At 34.6% G+C, this 16,769-nt stretch carries 25 protein-coding genes and 1 pseudogene; 13 read left to right on the forward strand and 13 right to left on the reverse strand.

What is annotated here, in order from left to right; all coding sequences use genetic code 11:
- Positions 1–117: 117 nt before the first annotated feature.
- Positions 118–240: a ParB N-terminal domain-containing protein gene (locus Bccel_RS32245; RefSeq protein ID WP_276326182.1), complete on the forward strand. Its 123-nt coding sequence runs from the start codon at positions 118–120 to the stop codon at positions 238–240.
- Positions 241–295: 55 nt separating this feature from the next.
- Positions 296–622 carry a hypothetical protein gene (locus tag Bccel_RS27955; protein ID WP_036945980.1) on the forward strand — a complete coding sequence of 109 codons (327 nt, stop codon included), beginning with the start codon at positions 296–298 and terminating at the stop codon, positions 620–622.
- A 184-nt stretch (positions 623–806) separates the two neighbouring features.
- Here Bccel_RS27955 and Bccel_RS27960 read toward each other — a convergent pair whose 3' ends face one another.
- The 5 genes from Bccel_RS27960 to Bccel_RS27980 all read right to left on the reverse strand — a co-directional run bounded on the left by Bccel_RS27960 (position 807) and on the right by Bccel_RS27980 (position 3,966).
- Positions 807–1,124, reverse strand: coding sequence for a hypothetical protein (locus Bccel_RS27960; RefSeq protein ID WP_050753974.1), 318 nt, complete (start codon positions 1,122–1,124; stop codon positions 807–809).
- Between the two features lie 106 nt (positions 1,125–1,230).
- A complete protein-coding gene (locus Bccel_RS27965; protein WP_050753975.1) occupies positions 1,231–1,926 on the reverse strand; it encodes a hypothetical protein in 696 nt (231 codons plus the stop codon).
- A 37-nt stretch (positions 1,927–1,963) separates the two neighbouring features.
- Positions 1,964–2,917, reverse strand: a complete 954-nt coding sequence (locus Bccel_RS27970) for an RHS repeat-associated core domain-containing protein (protein ID WP_050753971.1) — start codon at positions 2,915–2,917, stop codon at positions 1,964–1,966.
- 25 nt (positions 2,918–2,942) lie between these two features.
- Positions 2,943–3,305: a hypothetical protein gene (locus tag Bccel_RS27975; RefSeq protein WP_160317768.1), complete on the reverse strand. Its 363-nt coding sequence runs from the start codon at positions 3,303–3,305 to the stop codon at positions 2,943–2,945.
- 124 nt (positions 3,306–3,429) lie between these two features.
- The gene (locus Bccel_RS27980) at positions 3,430–3,966 is read right to left on the reverse strand and encodes a ferredoxin domain-containing protein (protein WP_050753977.1); all 537 of its coding nucleotides are present in this window, start codon (positions 3,964–3,966) and stop codon (positions 3,430–3,432) included.
- A gap of 214 nt (positions 3,967–4,180) precedes the next feature.
- Here Bccel_RS27980 and Bccel_RS30565 point away from each other — a divergent pair, with 214 nt between their 5' ends.
- Positions 4,181–4,354, forward strand: a complete 174-nt coding sequence (locus Bccel_RS30565) for a hypothetical protein (RefSeq protein ID WP_160317769.1) — start codon at positions 4,181–4,183, stop codon at positions 4,352–4,354.
- Between the two features lie 32 nt (positions 4,355–4,386).
- On the opposite strand, the gene Bccel_RS27985 is transcribed toward Bccel_RS30565, so the two are convergent.
- From Bccel_RS27985 to Bccel_RS29385, 5 genes are all read right to left on the reverse strand, one after another.
- A complete protein-coding gene (locus tag Bccel_RS27985; RefSeq protein ID WP_050753978.1) occupies positions 4,387–4,953 on the reverse strand; it encodes an IS110 family transposase in 567 nt (188 codons plus the stop codon).
- Positions 4,953–5,624: an IS110 family transposase gene (locus tag Bccel_RS27990; protein WP_050753979.1), complete on the reverse strand. Its 672-nt coding sequence runs from the start codon at positions 5,622–5,624 to the stop codon at positions 4,953–4,955. The genes Bccel_RS27985 and Bccel_RS27990 overlap by 1 nt, the downstream gene beginning before the upstream one ends.
- 247 nt (positions 5,625–5,871) lie before the next feature.
- Complete coding sequence (locus tag Bccel_RS27995; protein ID WP_050753980.1) at positions 5,872–6,216, reverse strand: SLOG family protein; 345 nt, start codon at positions 6,214–6,216, stop codon at positions 5,872–5,874.
- A 17-nt stretch (positions 6,217–6,233) separates the two neighbouring features.
- Positions 6,234–6,398 carry a hypothetical protein gene (locus tag Bccel_RS30570; protein ID WP_160317770.1) on the reverse strand — a complete coding sequence of 55 codons (165 nt, stop codon included), beginning with the start codon at positions 6,396–6,398 and terminating at the stop codon, positions 6,234–6,236.
- A gap of 6 nt (positions 6,399–6,404) precedes the next feature.
- Positions 6,405–6,575: a SymE family type I addiction module toxin gene (locus tag Bccel_RS29385; RefSeq protein ID WP_082225175.1), complete on the reverse strand. Its 171-nt coding sequence runs from the start codon at positions 6,573–6,575 to the stop codon at positions 6,405–6,407.
- Between the two features lie 1,036 nt (positions 6,576–7,611).
- Between Bccel_RS29385 and Bccel_RS29390 the strand changes: the two genes are divergently transcribed.
- The 4 genes from Bccel_RS29390 (at position 7,612) to Bccel_RS28005 (ending at position 9,801) form a co-directional block, all read left to right on the forward strand.
- Complete coding sequence (locus Bccel_RS29390; RefSeq protein ID WP_082225175.1) at positions 7,612–7,782, forward strand: SymE family type I addiction module toxin; 171 nt, start codon at positions 7,612–7,614, stop codon at positions 7,780–7,782.
- Positions 7,783–7,788: 6 nt separating this feature from the next.
- Entirely contained in the window at positions 7,789–7,953 is a 165-nt protein-coding gene (locus Bccel_RS30575) for a hypothetical protein (protein ID WP_160317770.1), read from the forward strand.
- A 17-nt stretch (positions 7,954–7,970) separates the two neighbouring features.
- A complete protein-coding gene (locus tag Bccel_RS28000) occupies positions 7,971–8,315 on the forward strand; it encodes an SLOG family protein (RefSeq protein WP_050753981.1) in 345 nt (114 codons plus the stop codon).
- Positions 8,316–8,562: 247 nt separating this feature from the next.
- Positions 8,563–9,801 (forward strand): IS110 family RNA-guided transposase, encoded by a 1,239-nt coding sequence (locus Bccel_RS28005; protein ID WP_050753982.1) that lies wholly within the window; start codon positions 8,563–8,565, stop codon positions 9,799–9,801.
- A gap of 32 nt (positions 9,802–9,833) precedes the next feature.
- Here Bccel_RS28005 and Bccel_RS30580 read toward each other — a convergent pair whose 3' ends face one another.
- Positions 9,834–10,007 (reverse strand): hypothetical protein, encoded by a 174-nt coding sequence (locus Bccel_RS30580; RefSeq protein ID WP_160317769.1) that lies wholly within the window; start codon positions 10,005–10,007, stop codon positions 9,834–9,836.
- A gap of 214 nt (positions 10,008–10,221) precedes the next feature.
- Between Bccel_RS30580 and Bccel_RS28010 the strand changes: the two genes are divergently transcribed.
- The 6 genes and pseudogenes from Bccel_RS28010 (at position 10,222) to Bccel_RS28035 (ending at position 14,965) form a co-directional block, all read left to right on the forward strand.
- Positions 10,222–10,758 carry a ferredoxin domain-containing protein gene (locus Bccel_RS28010; protein WP_050753977.1) on the forward strand — a complete coding sequence of 179 codons (537 nt, stop codon included), beginning with the start codon at positions 10,222–10,224 and terminating at the stop codon, positions 10,756–10,758.
- An 80-nt stretch (positions 10,759–10,838) separates the two neighbouring features.
- Entirely contained in the window at positions 10,839–11,246 is a 408-nt protein-coding gene (locus Bccel_RS28015; protein ID WP_036946096.1) for a hypothetical protein, read from the forward strand.
- A 22-nt stretch (positions 11,247–11,268) separates the two neighbouring features.
- Positions 11,269–12,096 (forward strand): annotated as a pseudogene (locus tag Bccel_RS30585) (RHS repeat-associated core domain-containing protein); the annotation flags it as partial.
- Entirely contained in the window at positions 12,074–12,691 is a 618-nt protein-coding gene (locus Bccel_RS28025) for a hypothetical protein (protein WP_036946065.1), read from the forward strand. The pseudogene Bccel_RS30585 and the gene Bccel_RS28025, both read left to right, overlap by 23 nt.
- A 1,227-nt stretch (positions 12,692–13,918) precedes the next feature.
- On the forward strand, positions 13,919–14,362 hold the full coding sequence (locus tag Bccel_RS28030; protein ID WP_036945946.1) for a hypothetical protein: 444 nt from the start codon (positions 13,919–13,921) through the stop codon (positions 14,360–14,362).
- Positions 14,363–14,377: 15 nt separating this feature from the next.
- Positions 14,378–14,965 (forward strand): VanZ family protein, encoded by a 588-nt coding sequence (locus Bccel_RS28035; RefSeq protein ID WP_036945948.1) that lies wholly within the window; start codon positions 14,378–14,380, stop codon positions 14,963–14,965.
- A gap of 540 nt (positions 14,966–15,505) precedes the next feature.
- Here Bccel_RS28035 and Bccel_RS28040 read toward each other — a convergent pair.
- Positions 15,506–16,087 (reverse strand): VanZ family protein, encoded by a 582-nt coding sequence (locus Bccel_RS28040; protein WP_036945950.1) that lies wholly within the window; start codon positions 16,085–16,087, stop codon positions 15,506–15,508.
- A gap of 89 nt (positions 16,088–16,176) precedes the next feature.
- The gene (locus Bccel_RS28045; protein WP_036945952.1) at positions 16,177–16,626 is read right to left on the reverse strand and encodes a hypothetical protein; all 450 of its coding nucleotides are present in this window, start codon (positions 16,624–16,626) and stop codon (positions 16,177–16,179) included.
- Between the last annotated feature and the right edge of the window lie 143 nt (positions 16,627–16,769).

Below are 16,769 nucleotides of genomic sequence, written 5' to 3' on the forward strand. Positions count from 1 at the left end.
TGAGTAGCTTTAAAGCAGCTTCAGAGAAATGCTTATAGACTTCTTTAAATCAGGTGTATATTATTTGGAAAAAGTATCCGATAAAATTGTTATACGAAACTACAAGGAGTTGATAACATGCCAAATGATATTTCACAGTTGAAAGTACCAATTGCGGAGTTTCAGTCTGACCCAAACCAGCCCACAAAGTATTTTGATGAAACGGCACTTAGTATGCTTAAATACTTTGAGATTTTTTAATTAGGACATAAAACAAACGGTTTATTTATCCATTAAATTATAAGGAGGAGTTTTGATGTCATCAATAAAATTAAGTGGTAGTGCAGGTACAGGAAATACAATATTAAACAATTGGCAATTATTTAAATTTAAACATAATAAAACAACATTAACTGAAGATGGTTACATATATAATTTTGATGTAGAATTTAACAATCATAAAGGTTACATGGTTATTGTTGTAAGCAATGGTCAAGTTGATGAGTCAACAACAATTGATTGTGAATTTGATAGGCCATTAGGTGCATATAATGATACCCCAAAATTTGATGATGGTTTGTATGTAGTTGCTGAAAAGATGCTAAAAGTTCTTTTGCTAAAACCTTTTGATGTAGATAATTAATAGATATATAGGATTTTCTCTTTTAAAAGTTCTTGGGTTTCTATCATTGCACCTTTGATATTCTCTGCTGGTTTCCAGAATCATATATTGTTATGAAATTTAGTAGTCCCTGATGTTAGATACTACTTCGATTTACCTTTCTTTTTAAAAATCTGTGGTAAAATACCTTCATCCCAAAGAGAGTTCAGATATTCATACCACTTGATTCCCCTTTTTCAGGAACACTAGATATAGGATCATTAAATACATACTCCTTGGAACGAGGAGCACCTCTAAAATGAGTACATTTGCGACAATTATAACACCAGTACCATGATACTCCTGCAGATGTGCTTATTTCTCGATAGTAATGCCTGATTGAAATTTTACCACATGATGAACATTTCATTTCTGAAGAGTTCTCCAGTGATTTTACTTCAGAAGCCATTGCATTAATTTCATCCATTGTGAATTCTGTCCAACTCTCAGTATATCTGGTCCACCCCTTTGTCCAATCCTTCATGATTACTCTCCTCTTGATCTCAAAAAAGTTGTAAGTACTTTTAATTAAGGCACTTACATTAAGAAGGCCGGAATAATCCGACCTGTTAAATTAGCTATTTTAATCATCATTCCAATTTGGACAACCTGTTTGCCATTAACTGGATATATTTTTCTATTTTACTTTCGCTTTGGCCTCTCATTTCCCGCAAAGAAATTACAATATTGTTTTTCTGAAAATACAAATAAGTCATGTATGAATCCATCAGTTCGTAAAGGGACTCAGGACTTGCCCTTAATTGGTTTATATATGTTATAAAGTATCTGTCGCTTTCTGTTCCTCCTTTTTCCATAATACCGTAGTCTTTACCATAAGATTTGTATCTGGAATTATATGACTTGAAAGCACTTTCTACACTATCAAATACTAATATCTTTACCTCAAGATGTGATCCTTTATCATCAGTTCCTGTTAACATTTCAGTAATTCCAGCATTATTAACACCATTAGTAGTATTAACTTTTAATTCCTTAAATGATTCAATGTCTTCCATAATACCTTTAATGCTTTGTACATTCTGAGATATATGCATTTCACTCAATGGCTTTACATCGATATTCCCTTTCAATCTCACATTTCTAATGCATACTTTTTTAGAAAAAAGAATCATTATTATTCCTATTAAAATCAACAGAATGCTTAAACCTCTTACTGCATTAAACCCGTTTCTGAACTTAACAAGAAGTACAATTCCTACTATTATTAAAATTAAAGATGTAACTATTATAATTAAAAAGCTTATCAATCCATGTCGAAATGCCATAAATCCCCCTCACTCATGATATCTATCATAGACTTCTCTAAAATGTCTGGCTTTTAGATGCACAGTAATTAACATCCTTCATAAACTGTTTAATAGCGTCTTCAGTCTTTTGTTTTGTTTTCTTAAACCTTGCACTTCCATGATCATCGCCAGAATCTATCGGGTCATAGCCACCTGCCGGATTTTTTACCAGATCGTAACGTGGATCATCAAAAATCTTGATTCTATCATAACCACTGTTGGCATGATGAGCATTCACACCAAGCGGCCCTGTATCCCAGTCCATATGTGCATCAATGTCCTGATAAGGATGTAATCCTTTTCCTAATTGCTCAAGAGATTTTTTACGTTGTTTTTCTCTTTCTTCCATTAAGCTTTGTAAACAACTATTTTTTGCTTTTTCTTCTCCCATAAAAATCTTTTTCATTTTATAGGAAGATGAATTTTCTATATTAGCTACATTGTTGGCATAATCTTTCTCTGCATTATTCCATGTGTCAACAGACTTTTTATAGTATTCTTCAAAATGAAGTTGCCTTGTGTCTACACCAGTACCTTTGTTATGATCGAAATGCCAATGCTGTGTTGCTTTAGCATATGGGCTGGTCATTGGGCTTGAGTCAACACCTGTATTAGCTTTTCCAACTATTTCTCCATAGTCTGGATTTTCTAGTAAGTTAGAAGCTATGCTTTCAGTAACTCCTCTATGAACGGCATCACCCCAATGTCCTGTAGGGTCAACGTAGTTAATGGGATTATTCATAACGTAACTGTAAAGGTTTAAACCATCACCTCTGTAGGTGTCTTCCTGTGTAAACCTTCCTACAACTGGATTATAGAATCTAGCTCTAAGGTAATACTGACCTGTTACAGAGTCGTATTGTTCACCAGCATAACGAAAACGGTTATGGATTTGTTCTTTGGCTTCAACAGTATTACCAAAGGCATCATACTGATACCGATTCACCACTGCACCTGTGCCATCAACCAATGCAGTTACATCACCGTGGCCTTAATTAGGTAATATTCTGCTTTAATTTAATCAATTTTTTTAAAGTTTTATCTTTATTTGTAATCATCCATTTTGGATATGTTTCTACTACAGACCTTTCAAATTCATCATAAGGTTTCAATATTTTTTGAGAAAACCATTCAATCATATAATCAAGAACTTCTTCATTTACAGCCCATAAAGAATGTCCTTTTAATTTAGTCTTATACCATAATTCATAATCGTTCCAGTTTTCATCAGATAATTGTTTTATTAAACCACAATTATTACATTGAATTAACTTAGCTCTTAGCTTATGAACTGGCTCCCTATAAGTACCTGCTGGCACTCCTGGTCCACCCATTACAGCATCAGCTTTTTCCTGCATTTTGGGCATTTCACTGCATAAATGACCTTGTAATCAATCTCCAAACCTATCACTTCCTTATATTCTGCTACATTTTTTATAGCACTTTGTTATGATGCTCTATACTATAGAAGAAACTCAATTATTACCTATCAAAGAATATATTTTTACTGCTTGAGCTTAAAGGTATACCAAAGATAATTTTTGCTTCACTGCCTATAAGCTGCATTTTGTTTACGGCTTTTCCCACAGAGAACATAACCCTGTTATCGACTCTTGCATCCATTGCGACACTTACAGCTGAACCAACTGCAATACCTAAGTCACCTGTATTAAATGAACATGGATTATCAGGATATTTGTTCTTTTCATCACAATTACTGAAACCACATAGCCCGCAGTTTTTAACCCCTACAGGATTTAACTTAGTAGCAATTAACACAAGCACATCAGAACGTAAGATATTATCAGCATCCCTTATAAAAAAATCAGCTGCTTCACCTTCTTGAACCATTTGTTTCATCATATCAGCAATTTTTACTATTTCATCTTTATCTGCAATGGATAAAATTAAATTATCAACGCCTCTTGCTTTTGGTGCAGTTCTGGCAGCTATTAGCATCTTCTCAGCAACATTCATCAAAGCTTGTTTTCTTATATCTTCTTCAAATAATATACTCAAAGCTTGTACCTCCAATATTATTGCGGTAAGCAATTCATGACAGCATATATAAAAGCCCTGTAAAAACAAGGCCCATATATATACTATCATGTGTATTAAGTTTTGGAAACTGTTGGTTTTATATACTTCCGTTAATGTTTTATGTTTTCATGTCAAAAGAATTTTTGATATAATTGGTAAGTAAATGTTAGTATTTAATGGAATGAGGTTTCAAATGTATTATCTGCTTTATGGAGTACTTGTTGGGGTACTATTTGGTTGCATTGACATGTTTTTTATAGCACATAGAAAAAGCATAAATACAAAAGGTAATCTATTATGGGCTTTTATAAATAAAGTACTACTTGGATTTTTGATGGGCTTGGCAAAGTTTTTAATAAGTAGTTAATCCATATTTCAGCTATATTAATTACTGATTTATCATGCGTTTTCTATTTTGGAAACTGTTGGTTTTATGTACTCCCTTTGATGAATCATCATTGAATAGATAACCTTTGCAATCTGCCTCATTACTGCGATTAAAGCCTGTCTCCGTGTCTTTCCTTCTGATATTTTCTTATTAAAGTATTCCAGAAAGGTTTCATTTATAGGGCTTTTCTTATCTCTCCCTCTGGAAATATTCCTTGATGCAATATCTCTAAATATCTCATACAATCGCCTGTTGCCCTGCTTATTCCTAAAGTTCTTGTCCTTATCGCCTGATGAACAGGAAACCGGACTGATTCCGGAATAACGACACATTTTATCGGCACTTGAAAACCTCCTGATATCACCTATTTCACTAATCAGCATTGCAGCGGTTATTGTATTAATTCCAGGCATTGTTTCAAGCCTGTAGGGAAATTGCTTCATATGCTTTTTTATCTCAGCCTCTATTACTTCCAGTTCCTCATTACAGTGCTTTATTTCTTTTATACAATGAGACACAATAAAATCCCTTGTTTCCTGGTATTCCGTTGATGTATCGCCATCTTTTGCAACAAGCATCAATATCCTTTCTGCATGTTCAATTCCAAAAATCCACTACTATGGATGGACAGAAATTCCGCAAGCTCTTCTTTGGTAATGCCTCTAAGCTTTGACGGCGAGGGAAAGTTTTGAAAGAATTCCATTCCGGCCTTACAGTAAGTTACCGTAAAAAAACGCGTATAGCTTGGATAATGATGCGAAATGTAGCTGTGAACCTGATTTTTAGAGGCAGCCCGTACCTTGACTATTGAATTACGCCGAGATACTAAAAGCTGCAAAGTCCAGCTATCATCATGAATTGATGCATCTGGAAGGGTATCCAATTGATTTAATAGAACCTTGGCAACACAGAACGCATCATGACCGTCAGTTTTATGAGCTATAGCCTGATTACGCCTTTCTGTATAGGTTAGAGAAGCATCAACAGACTTTACAGTATAGCCGAGATTTAAAAGGAATATGGCAAAGTTCCTGCCGTTGCCTGAGGTGTCCTCTAGGCCGAAACATGGAGAAATACCACGTTTTAAATGGGATTTAACAAATTCAATAAGCTTTTCAAAGCCCTTTTTGTTGTTCTCAAACCTGAGTTCTCCGAGCTTTTCAGTAAAGCAGTTGATAATAACTGCCACATGGGTACGCTTATGAATATCCACCCCGATAAAGAGTTTTCGCATTTTTGGATGTAACATTTTACATTTCCCCCCTGTATTAAAATTTCAAGGTACAAACCTTGGCACAAAAGCACCCTTAATATCAACGATAAGTCCCTAAAAAAGAGACTCCGCAAACCCACGCCAACTATTTGCAAGGTAACAAGCCCTATAAAATAAGAGCTTTTAACCTGGGAAAAACGGCAGCATTGTTATAACGAAATATGTAAAAATACATATCGCATGACCACGAACAGCCACATTATTCCCAGCTTAAAAACCCTTATCATCCGTATATCTTAAAGGGTATACCAGCATGTGAAGCCCTTAAAATCATGTCACGAGTCCCCTTGCTTTTTGCCAAATCCTCATGAAATACCAAAACCAAATCAGGCTTTTCCATCTTAAGCATCTGGGCATTCCTGATAGGCCCGGCACTTTTGCCAAACCTCTTCCAGTCTGCCGGATACTCAACAAACCTGATGCCGCACTGACGAGCAGCACGAACAGCAAGCGTATCAGCACCCCGACACCCTCCGGCAATAAGCAAATCAATATCAAGACTTTTGACAATAGATAAAATCTTCTGGTAATTCCTATAAAAACGGCTTCCAGATACTAAAACCTTCATATGTGAAACCTCCAGATTTACTGAAAAAGCCTGTAAAAAATACAAGCCTTTGCACTAAAGCCGGAAGCTGTAAACACAGTTATATCAATGCTTCCTGAAAATATCCAGGATAAAAAACACCAATCGAAACTGGTAAACTGAGCTGCCATAATCTCTGGCAGGCCTATGTAAAAACCTCTCAAAATCCCTCATATCTCATCCTCACAATCTACAGGACGAATGGTAATAATACCCTGTGACACATCAATAACAACCCTGCATCCAACCTCAAAACCGTATGTAGCAAGCCACTCAGCCGAAACCACAATAGCAGGTGAATCATCCAGCCAATGACTCCTGACAGATGATAAAGCCACCATAAAAAAACACCTCCCAAATACTACTCATAGGCCTATGTAAGGAAGATACCCTGCATAAGCTGGAGCAAAAGATACCGCTATATCAGCACCTATGTCAATGGCTTTGAAAAAAAATAAATGAAAAAATGCTTATCCCTGCAATTCTCCGAAGTCCCTAATACTGCACTAATCAGGGTCTTTGCAGCCCGCATCAGGAGAATGGGGTGACTTTTTTATTTGTCACCCCATTCTCCTGAAACTCCAGGTATGGCATTTATATTTGCCATGCCTGGAGTTGAATGTTACTTAACTGCCACTAACGGAGCAGCTTATGAGTGTCTTACGGGTTTAAGCTGATCTTATAAGCACCTTAAAAGCCTCTTTGTAAGCAGCTTACACAGACACATACACGAAAAGTATCAAATCACAGATTTGCTACTTTTCGTTAGGCTGCTGGAAAAACTAATAAAAAGTTTTTCCAGCAGCCGTATGAGTCTTAAAAGTTTCTTGAAGTATCTGCAACGCCCCTCCGTAGTAAGATCATAACCCGTAAGCTACCCTGTAGCTGCACTCAGAGACTCTTGTAAGTGACAACAAGCGATAAAAAATATCATTAAATTATATTTTTTATCGCTTTAGGATTGGCAAAAAGACATGCAGCTGTCTTTTTTGCCAATCCGTATGTGACATTATTGGTACTTACAGGGGTCTTTGTAGAAGCTCATGAGATCAGCGGAGCTGCAAGAACTCTTCAAGCCCTCTTGAAGTGGCTTGTAAGACTCATCAGGTGTAGATTTCAAATATATTTATTTGAAATCTACACTTGAGATATGACAGAAAGGACTGATAACAGTCTTTTCTGTCATATCGGATGAAGTCTACGAAGCCTCTTAAAAAGCTTCTCTAAAGCCCCTCTGAAGAAAGCATTTTTTCATTTATTTTTTTATCAAAGTCCCATTGACATAGTTGCTGATATAGCGGTAGCATTTGCCCCGACTTATGCAGGGTATCTTCCTTACATAGGCTCATGAGTAGTATTTGTGGAGGTGTTTTTTATATGGTGGCTTTATCGTCTGTCAGGAGTCATTGGCTGGATGATTCACCTGCTATTGTGGTTTCGGCTGAGTGGCTTGCTACATACGGTTTTGAGGTTGGATGCAGGGTTGTTATTGATGTGTCACAGGGTATTATTACCATTCGTCCTGTAGATTGTGAGGATGAGATATGAGGGATTTTGAGAGGTTTTTACATAGGGCTGCCAGAGATTATGGCAGCTCAGTTTACCAGTTTCGATTGGTGTTTTTTATCCTGGATATTTTCAGGAAGCATTGATATAACTGTGTTTACAGCTTCCGGCTTTAGTGCAAAGGCTTGTATTTTTTACAGGCTTTTTCAGTAAATCTGGAGGTTTCACATATGAAGGTTTTAGTATCTGGAAGCCGTTTTTATAGGAATTACCAGAAGATTTTATCTATTGTCAAAAGTCTTGATATTGATTTGCTTATTGCCGGAGGGTGTCGGGGTGCTAATACGCTTGCTGTTCGTGCTGCTCGTCAGTGCGGCATCAGGTTTGTTGAGTATCCGGCAGACTGGAAGAGGTTTGGCAAAAGTGCCGGGCCTATCAGGAATGCCCAGATGCTTAAGATGGAAAAGCCTGATTTGGTTTTGGTATTTCATGAGGATTTGGCAAAAAGCAAGGGGACTCGTGACATGATTTTAAGGGCTTCACATGCTGGTATACCCTTTAAGATATACGGATGATAAGGGTTTTTAAGCTGGGAATAATGTGGCTGTTCGTGGTCATGCGATATGTATTTTTACATATTTCGTTATAACAATGCTGCCGTTTTTCCCAGGTTAAAAGCTCTTATTTTATAGGGCTTGTTACCTTGCAAATAGTTGGCGTGGGTTTGCGGAGTCTCTTTTTTAGGGACTTATCGTTGATATTAAGGGTGCTTTTGTGCCAAGGTTTGTACCTTGAAATTTTAATACAGGGGGGAAATGTAAAATGTTACATCCAAAAATGCGAAAACTCTTTATCGGGGTGGATATTCATAAGCGTACCCATGTGGCAGTTATTATCAACTGCTTTACTGAAAAGCTCGGAGAACTCAGGTTTGAGAACAACAAAAAGGGCTTTGAAAAGCTTATTGAATTTGTTAAATCCCATTTAAAACGTGGTATTTCTCCATGTTTCGGCCTAGAGGACACCTCAGGCAACGGCAGGAACTTTGCCATATTCCTTTTAAATCTCGGCTATACTGTAAAGTCTGTTGATGCTTCTCTAACCTATACAGAAAGGCGTAATCAGGCTATAGCTCATAAAACTGACGGTCATGATGCGTTCTGTGTTGCCAAGGTTCTATTAAATCAATTGGATACCCTTCCAGATGCATCAATTCATGATGATAGCTGGACTTTGCAGCTTTTAGTATCTCGGCGTAATTCAATAGTCAAGGTACGGGCTGCCTCTAAAAATCAGGTTCACAGCTACATTTCGCATCATTATCCAAGCTATACGCGTTTTTTTACGGTAACTTACTGTAAGGCCGGAATGGAATTCTTTCAAAACTTTCCCTCGCCGTCAAAGCTTAGAGGCATTACCAAAGAAGAGCTTGCGGAATTTCTGTCCATCCATAGTAGTGGATTTTTTGGAATTGAACATGCAGAAAGGATATTGATGCTTGTTGCAAAAGATGGCGATACATCAACGGAATACCAGGAAACAAGGGATTTTATTGTGTCTCATTGTATAAAAGAAATAAAGCACTGTAATGAGGAACTGGAAGTAATAGAGGCTGAGATAAAAAAGCATATGAAGCAATTTCCCTACAGGCTTGAAACAATGCCTGGAATTAATACAATAACCGCTGCAATGCTGATTAGTGAAATAGGTGATATCAGGAGGTTTTCAAGTGCCGATAAAATGTGTCGTTATTCCGGAATCAGTCCGGTTTCCTGTTCATCAGGCGATAAGGACAAGAACTTTAGGAATAAGCAGGGCAACAGGCGATTGTATGAGATATTTAGAGATATTGCATCAAGGAATATTTCCAGAGGGAGAGATAAGAAAAGCCCTATAAATGAAACCTTTCTGGAATACTTTAATAAGAAAATATCAGAAGGAAAGACACGGAGACAGGCTTTAATCGCAGTAATGAGGCAGATTGCAAAGGTTATCTATTCAATGATGATTCATCAAAGGGAGTACATAAAACCAACAGTTTCCAAAATAGAAAACGCATGATAAATCAGTAATTAATATAGCTGAAATATGGATTAACTACTTATTAAAAACTTTGCCAAGCCCATCAAAAATCCAAGTAGTACTTTATTTATAAAAGCCCATAATAGATTACCTTTTGTATTTATGCTTTTTCTATGTGCTATAAAAAACATGTCAATGCAACCAAATAGTACCCCAACAAGTACTCCATAAAGCAGATAATACATTTGAAACCTCATTCCATTAAATACTAACATTTACTTACCAATTATATCAAAAATTCTTTTGACATGGAAACATAAAACATTAACGGAAGTATATAAAACCAACAGTTTCCAAAACTTAATACACATGATAGTATATATATGGGCCTTGTTTTTACAGGGCTTTTATATATGCTGTCATGAATTGCTTACCGCAATAATATTGGAGGTACAAGCTTTGAGTATATTATTTGAAGAAGATATAAGAAAACAAGCTTTGATGAATGTTGCTGAGAAGATGCTAATAGCTGCCAGAACTGCACCAAAAGCAAGAGGCGTTGATAATTTAATTTTATCCATTGCAGATAAAGATGAAATAGTAAAAATTGCTGATATGATGAAACAAATGGTTCAAGAAGGTGAAGCAGCTGATTTTTTTATAAGGGATGCTGATAATATCTTACGTTCTGATGTGCTTGTGTTAATTGCTACTAAGTTAAATCCTGTAGGGGTTAAAAACTGCGGGCTATGTGGTTTCAGTAATTGTGATGAAAAGAACAAATATCCTGATAATCCATGTTCATTTAATACAGGTGACTTAGGTATTGCAGTTGGTTCAGCTGTAAGTGTCGCAATGGATGCAAGAGTCGATAACAGGGTTATGTTCTCTGTGGGAAAAGCCGTAAACAAAATGCAGCTTATAGGCAGTGAAGCAAAAATTATCTTTGGTATACCTTTAAGCTCAAGCAGTAAAAATATATTCTTTGATAGGTAATAATTGAGTTTCTTCTATAGTATAGAGCATCATAACAAAGTGCTATAAAAAATGTAGCAGAATATAAGGAAGTGATAGGTTTGGAGATTGATTACAAGGTCATTTATGCAGTGAAATGCCCAAAATGCAGGAAAAAAGCTGATGCTGTAATGGGTGGACCAGGAGTGCCAGCAGGTACTTATAGGGAGCCAGTTCATAAGCTAAGAGCTAAGTTAATTCAATGTAATAATTGTGGTTTAATAAAACAATTATCTGATGAAAACTGGAACGATTATGAATTATGGTATAAGACTAAATTAAAAGGACATTCTTTATGGGCTGTAAATGAAGAAGTTCTTGATTATATGATTGAATGGTTTTCTCAAAAAATATTGAAACCTTATGATGAATTTGAAAGGTCTGTAGTAGAAACATATCCAAAATGGATGATTACAAATAAAGATAAAACTTTAAAAAAATTGATTAAATTAAAGCAGAATATTACCTAATTAAGGCCACGGTGATGTTACTGCATTGGTTGACGGCACTGGTGCAGTGGTCAATCGGTATCAGTATGATGCATTTGGTAATACAGTTGAGGCTGTTGAGAAGGTGCAGAATAGATTCAGGTATGCCGGAGAACAGTACGATCAGGTTACAGGGCAGTATTATTTGCGTGCGAGATTCTACAACCCAGTTGTTGGAAGGTTCACGCAAGAAGATACTTACAGAGGCGACGGATTAAATCTATATGCATATGTAAGCAACAATCCTATAAAATATGCTGACCCAAGCGGATATTGTGCTGAAAAGAGCAATCCATATAGAGATAGCTTAAGTGAACTTGATGCGAAAGGATATGATCAGTTCCTTGATAGAACAAAAGGAATATTTGCTTCAGAAACCGATGCACAGAAAGCTTTTCAAAAATTACTTGATCGAGACTTTAATAGCTTTGCTAAATGTTTTGATTTCTCATCACCAAAAGATGGTGCAGTTTTCTGGAGTAAAAACATTGGTGCTGCAGAAAGATACGCAGAAATGATTGGTGGGACAATAATGGAAAATACCCAAGGTGGAAAAGTACTGAATGGCTGGACGTGGCTAGGAGAAAAATTTACAACTTGGGATAAAGGATTAGATACCGATCAGCAACCACTGTGGAAAAGTGTATCATCAGCATATGCTAATGGTGTTACTGGAAAAGTAGCATATGTTCATCCTGATCTTCCAGACGGAAAAGGGATTGGTGATGTATGGAAAAATACAGAGGCACCAATAGTATCTCTAAGACAAGAAGAAGGATTAGTAACTGAAGTAGAGGAGGTATTTTGCAATGTCCCAAAGCCAAGCATATAATGACTTAATAAATCAGGTTAATGCTACAGGTATGCAGAAAATGGATGGATATAATCCCGATACTTTAGATGAAATATATGATAACGAAAGAGATAGTGCTGAGGATATAATATGGAAAGCTTTTCAGGATGGTGATAGCGGAGTTTCCATATTCCTGCCTAAACTCAGAAAATATAATGGAATAGATGAACTTGAAAATTCTTTACTTAAATGTATCATCCCTAGCGGTAGAAGTATTGAATTAGCAAGAGCTTTATACACCTATTCAAAGGATGAAAAATATTTAGATATCTTTGTTGCTAATTTACAATCGAATGATGAAAGCCACAGGATTACAGTTTTAACAAAATTAATGGAATTTAGTCCGAGCGATAAAATATTTGAAATATTTGGAAATAGTTGTCTTAATGATCTATCTAAAATTGCAAGATCTACAGCAGCAACAGGGTTACTGTATTGTAAGGGACACATAAAAAATCCTTTTAATATCATGGAAGTAATGCAAAAGACAACATTAAAAAAATTATTGACTGACGACAAGGTGCAAGAACGTCAAAAAAATATTAACGCATTAAGAGATGAAAAATTAAAATAAAATAGAAACAACTTCTAGGCTGGGGCTTTTCCCATCCTTTCTTTCGGAGCCTCTCTGAGGTCGCTAACGAAGTGAAGCCCGGGCAAAGGGCCCCCATTCTTTAGAAAAGCTAACGTAGCCTTACTTTAGAGCTTTTTTAGCCACTTATAAGCAACTGATTGGTCGCTGCGGAGTGGGCTTAAGCATCAGAGCAGGGAAAGTATACGATAAAAGTTTTATCGTATACTTTCCCTGCTCCTGAAGCCTATTTTATGAGACTTCACAGAATTTCCGGTTTGCTTATCCCAAAATCCAATTTTGTTTTGTGAGGCAGTGAAAATATTTATTTTTTCTTTGTTTTAATTGTTAATAGAATAATAGGTTTAGCTTCTAATGGCTTTATATTTGAACGAATATTTGAAATTTCCATACAACTATTGTAACTTCTTTGAAACAGCCGAGAAGTAAATCCAAGGCTTTTGGCTCCCCCATTCTTTAGAATTGCTTTCAACGGGGCCCTTGGACACTTCATAAAAAAATGAACTGGGATAAAGCCTAGGAGCAAAGTGGAGTTAGGATTTGAGTAAACTGATAAATATATAAATGTATATGTCGCTATCATTTAAGTTTAATATTTATAAGGAAGGCTCAAAACTGATAGAATCCAAGGTCAAAATCGGATTCGGGAAATCCGACCGTCCGGGATTGCAGGGGGGCTACAGAAAACGTGACTGAAGTTGAAAGGCTGTTTTCTACCCGATCATGATATAATAGTAAATTCAGTAGATGCAAAATCTAAAACTTACCTAAACAATAAACAATGATACTTCCATGGTTTCCATAGTCTTATGAGTAGTATTTGATAAGGTATTTTTGAGGTAAATTTATACAAAAACAATTAAAATACGCCGACAAATTTCAACATTATTTTTACAGTTTAAATGCTAAAATATTACTGTCTGTACAGGCAATAACATTTAAACAAAAAAATGAAGGAGGATTTTACTTATGATTCGTAGAAAACTTATTTCTGGATTAGTTTTATCAATACCTGTCCTTGTTTGCAAACAAATATCGCTCTAAATGTTGTTTAAAATACATTTTTTTATTTTACTAATACAAATTTAAATAAGAAGGTAATTTTTGACTTTCATTACATGTTTCGACAATATTCTCAAGAAGTTATCTGTATAATATATGTAAATGGGGAATATACACTAATAACTAATTCTACGAGGAGGAGTTTACATGAAAAAGAGAATACTAAGGATATTATCAGTTTGTTTATCTATTTGTTTTTTATTAATCTCCACATTTACACTCATCACTTATGCATATGCAGATCAATCGGTAAATTTTACATTTAACAGTTTTGCATCTGGTAGAGGTTATGTAGATGGTAGCTCTAATGGCACGTATTATTCATTGCTACCCGGTAATGTCTCATTAACAATATCAACTTATTCAGTATTAGATACACAATCGAATCAATATGTATCTGGATATTCTTGTCTAGTAGATTTAATGAATGGAACTAAATCCTATGGAACAAGAGTAATCAGCAATACATCCTCAATAGGAAGGTGGGTTGCAGATGCTAATTCAACTGGATATTATTTATATGCATGTGGTCAACAACCATGTACATATAAAATATTTCACATAGAAGGTACACTACATGACCATTATTAATTCAGGAGAGGTCTTATGGTAGAAGGATTTCATATTTCTTCAAAATACTTTATTATTTGCATGTTAGCTTTATGGTTAATAATAAGATTTATCGTACTTTTTCGAAAAAAAATCAAAAACAAGCAAATATACATTGCAAAAGAGATTGTAATTAACTCTTTTGCAATGTATATAATATTTCTTACAGGAATAACATTGTTTCCAGTTACAATATACTGGATCAAACAAAAATATTATATATCTCCATATGTAGAGTATACTCCATTTAAACATATTTTTGAATCAATTGACAATGGTGTTCCTGTAAGGTTTATAGCAAAAAATTTAATTGGTAATATATTTCTTACTACACCTATAGGTTTGTTTTTACCACTCATATGGCGTAATAAGTTCAAAACATTTAGATCAATATTACTTTTTGGGATAATTATTTCTTTTTCCATAGAAGTATTGCAATATATTGAAGGAATTGTATTTCCTTCAATATATACTAGAGCTAGTGATATTAATGATATTATACTTAATACTATTGGCACTCTATTGGGATATTTTGTTTTCAATAACTTATTCAAACGCAAATTAGAGAAAAATATAACACTTTAAACGTATTATTTCCCCATTTTTAAAACAATTAATTCAATTATATTTTTCAAATAAAATGGTGTCATTTTCATGTAAAACGACACCATTTTTTCACCTTTTCCCAATCTATCTCATGTAATTCTCAACAATAACCGATATAACAGTTGTGTCACAGAGTTCATGAGATCAGCAGAACTACAAGAACTCTTCAAGTCCTCTTGCAGTGGCTTATAAGACTCAACAAGTGTCATATCGGAAGAAGTCTACGTAGTCTCTTAAAAAGTTTCCCTAAAGCCCCTCTGATGAAAGTATTTTTTCTTTTATTTTTTCAAAGCCCATTGACATAGGTTCTGATATAAAGGCCGGATTAATCCGACCTTTTCTATTTGAGGAGTACTTTTTTCATTTTAATATTCTAAACTTCCTTTTAACACATCACCAGTTTTTGTATCAATAATATAGTACCAGCTACTTCTTACCATATTTATTAGCATTTTCCTTTCCGCCGTCACATACTATTTTTTCACAGCATCAGATAAAGAAATATAGTTATACGTTTCTTTATACACCTAATTTTTCCATTAAAACTAATTTTTTAAGCAAAGGAAGAACGCCTTTATAAATGTAAAACCCAATCAATGTTCCTAATGTATTATAAATTAAATCATCAATATCTGCAATTCTGTATGTAAATCCTAGAAAAGAACTTACTACATACTGAATAACTTCAATTAATGTTGAAGTTATAGCACCAAGAATAAGCAACTTTTTAAAGCTATTAAGTTTTGAAAAAATTAAAGGAACAAAAAATCCATATGGTATAAACAATACTATGTTGCCTATAATTTGTTTAATTATATGTTTAATACCAATGATATTATTGCCATAGATTTCCACTACTGATTTTAATGGCATATAATTAAATATTATAGATGAAGATTTATTAATTTTTCTAAATAATTCAATATCTGTTATTGGCAAAGGGAAAAAAATTTTATTAATTGCAAAGCAAATATATATGTAAAAGATGGAATAAAGTATAAATTCCTCAATTGAAATCTTTTTCTTTAATCTTATTCCTAGGATTATTAGTATGTAAATTACTAAACTAATAGTCATTACTAAATAATTAAACCGTAGCATATAAAATCCTTTCATTTGTAGACATATACTTGAAGTGTTGGAGGGCTACACAAGTTATGTAGCCCTTTAAAATAGATTTTACCAAATAATTAATAATGGTCATACATTATTCCTGAAGATAAATAAGAAAATCCTGGATCACCACCAGATACATATATATAATATTTGCTTGAATTGGTATCTACACTCCATCTTGATGTTGTACTATAACCATTTTGAGAATAGTATATTGTATTGGTACCATAACTTTGATCAATTGACCAATCAATTTCTCTTTTCAGAATTATCCAACATTCCTTAGTACCATAAAAACCACTGGGAACTGTTGTAAGAGTATTTACTAAATCTAGTCTTACATTACCAGGAGTTAAGCTATAATATTTACCATTTGCTGAACCATCAACCTCACCGTGACCACCAGTGGCACCATTAAATAAAAAGTAAGTCGATTGGTCTCCATAAGCCCATATAGTACCACCAAACACACATAATGAAATTACTAATAGAACTAATCCAGAAATAAGTTTTCTACGAATCATAAGTAAAATCCTCCTTCATTTTTTTTGTTTAAATGTTATTGACTGTACAGACAGTAATATTTTAGCATTTAAACTGTAAAAATAATGTTGAAATTTGTCGGCGTATTTTAATTGTTTTTGTATAAATTTACCTCAAAAATACC

Origin of the sequence: Pseudobacteroides cellulosolvens ATCC 35603 = DSM 2933, from assembly GCF_001262605.1 — a bacterium.
GTDB lineage: Bacteria > Bacillota > Clostridia > Acetivibrionales > DSM-2933 > Pseudobacteroides > Pseudobacteroides cellulosolvens.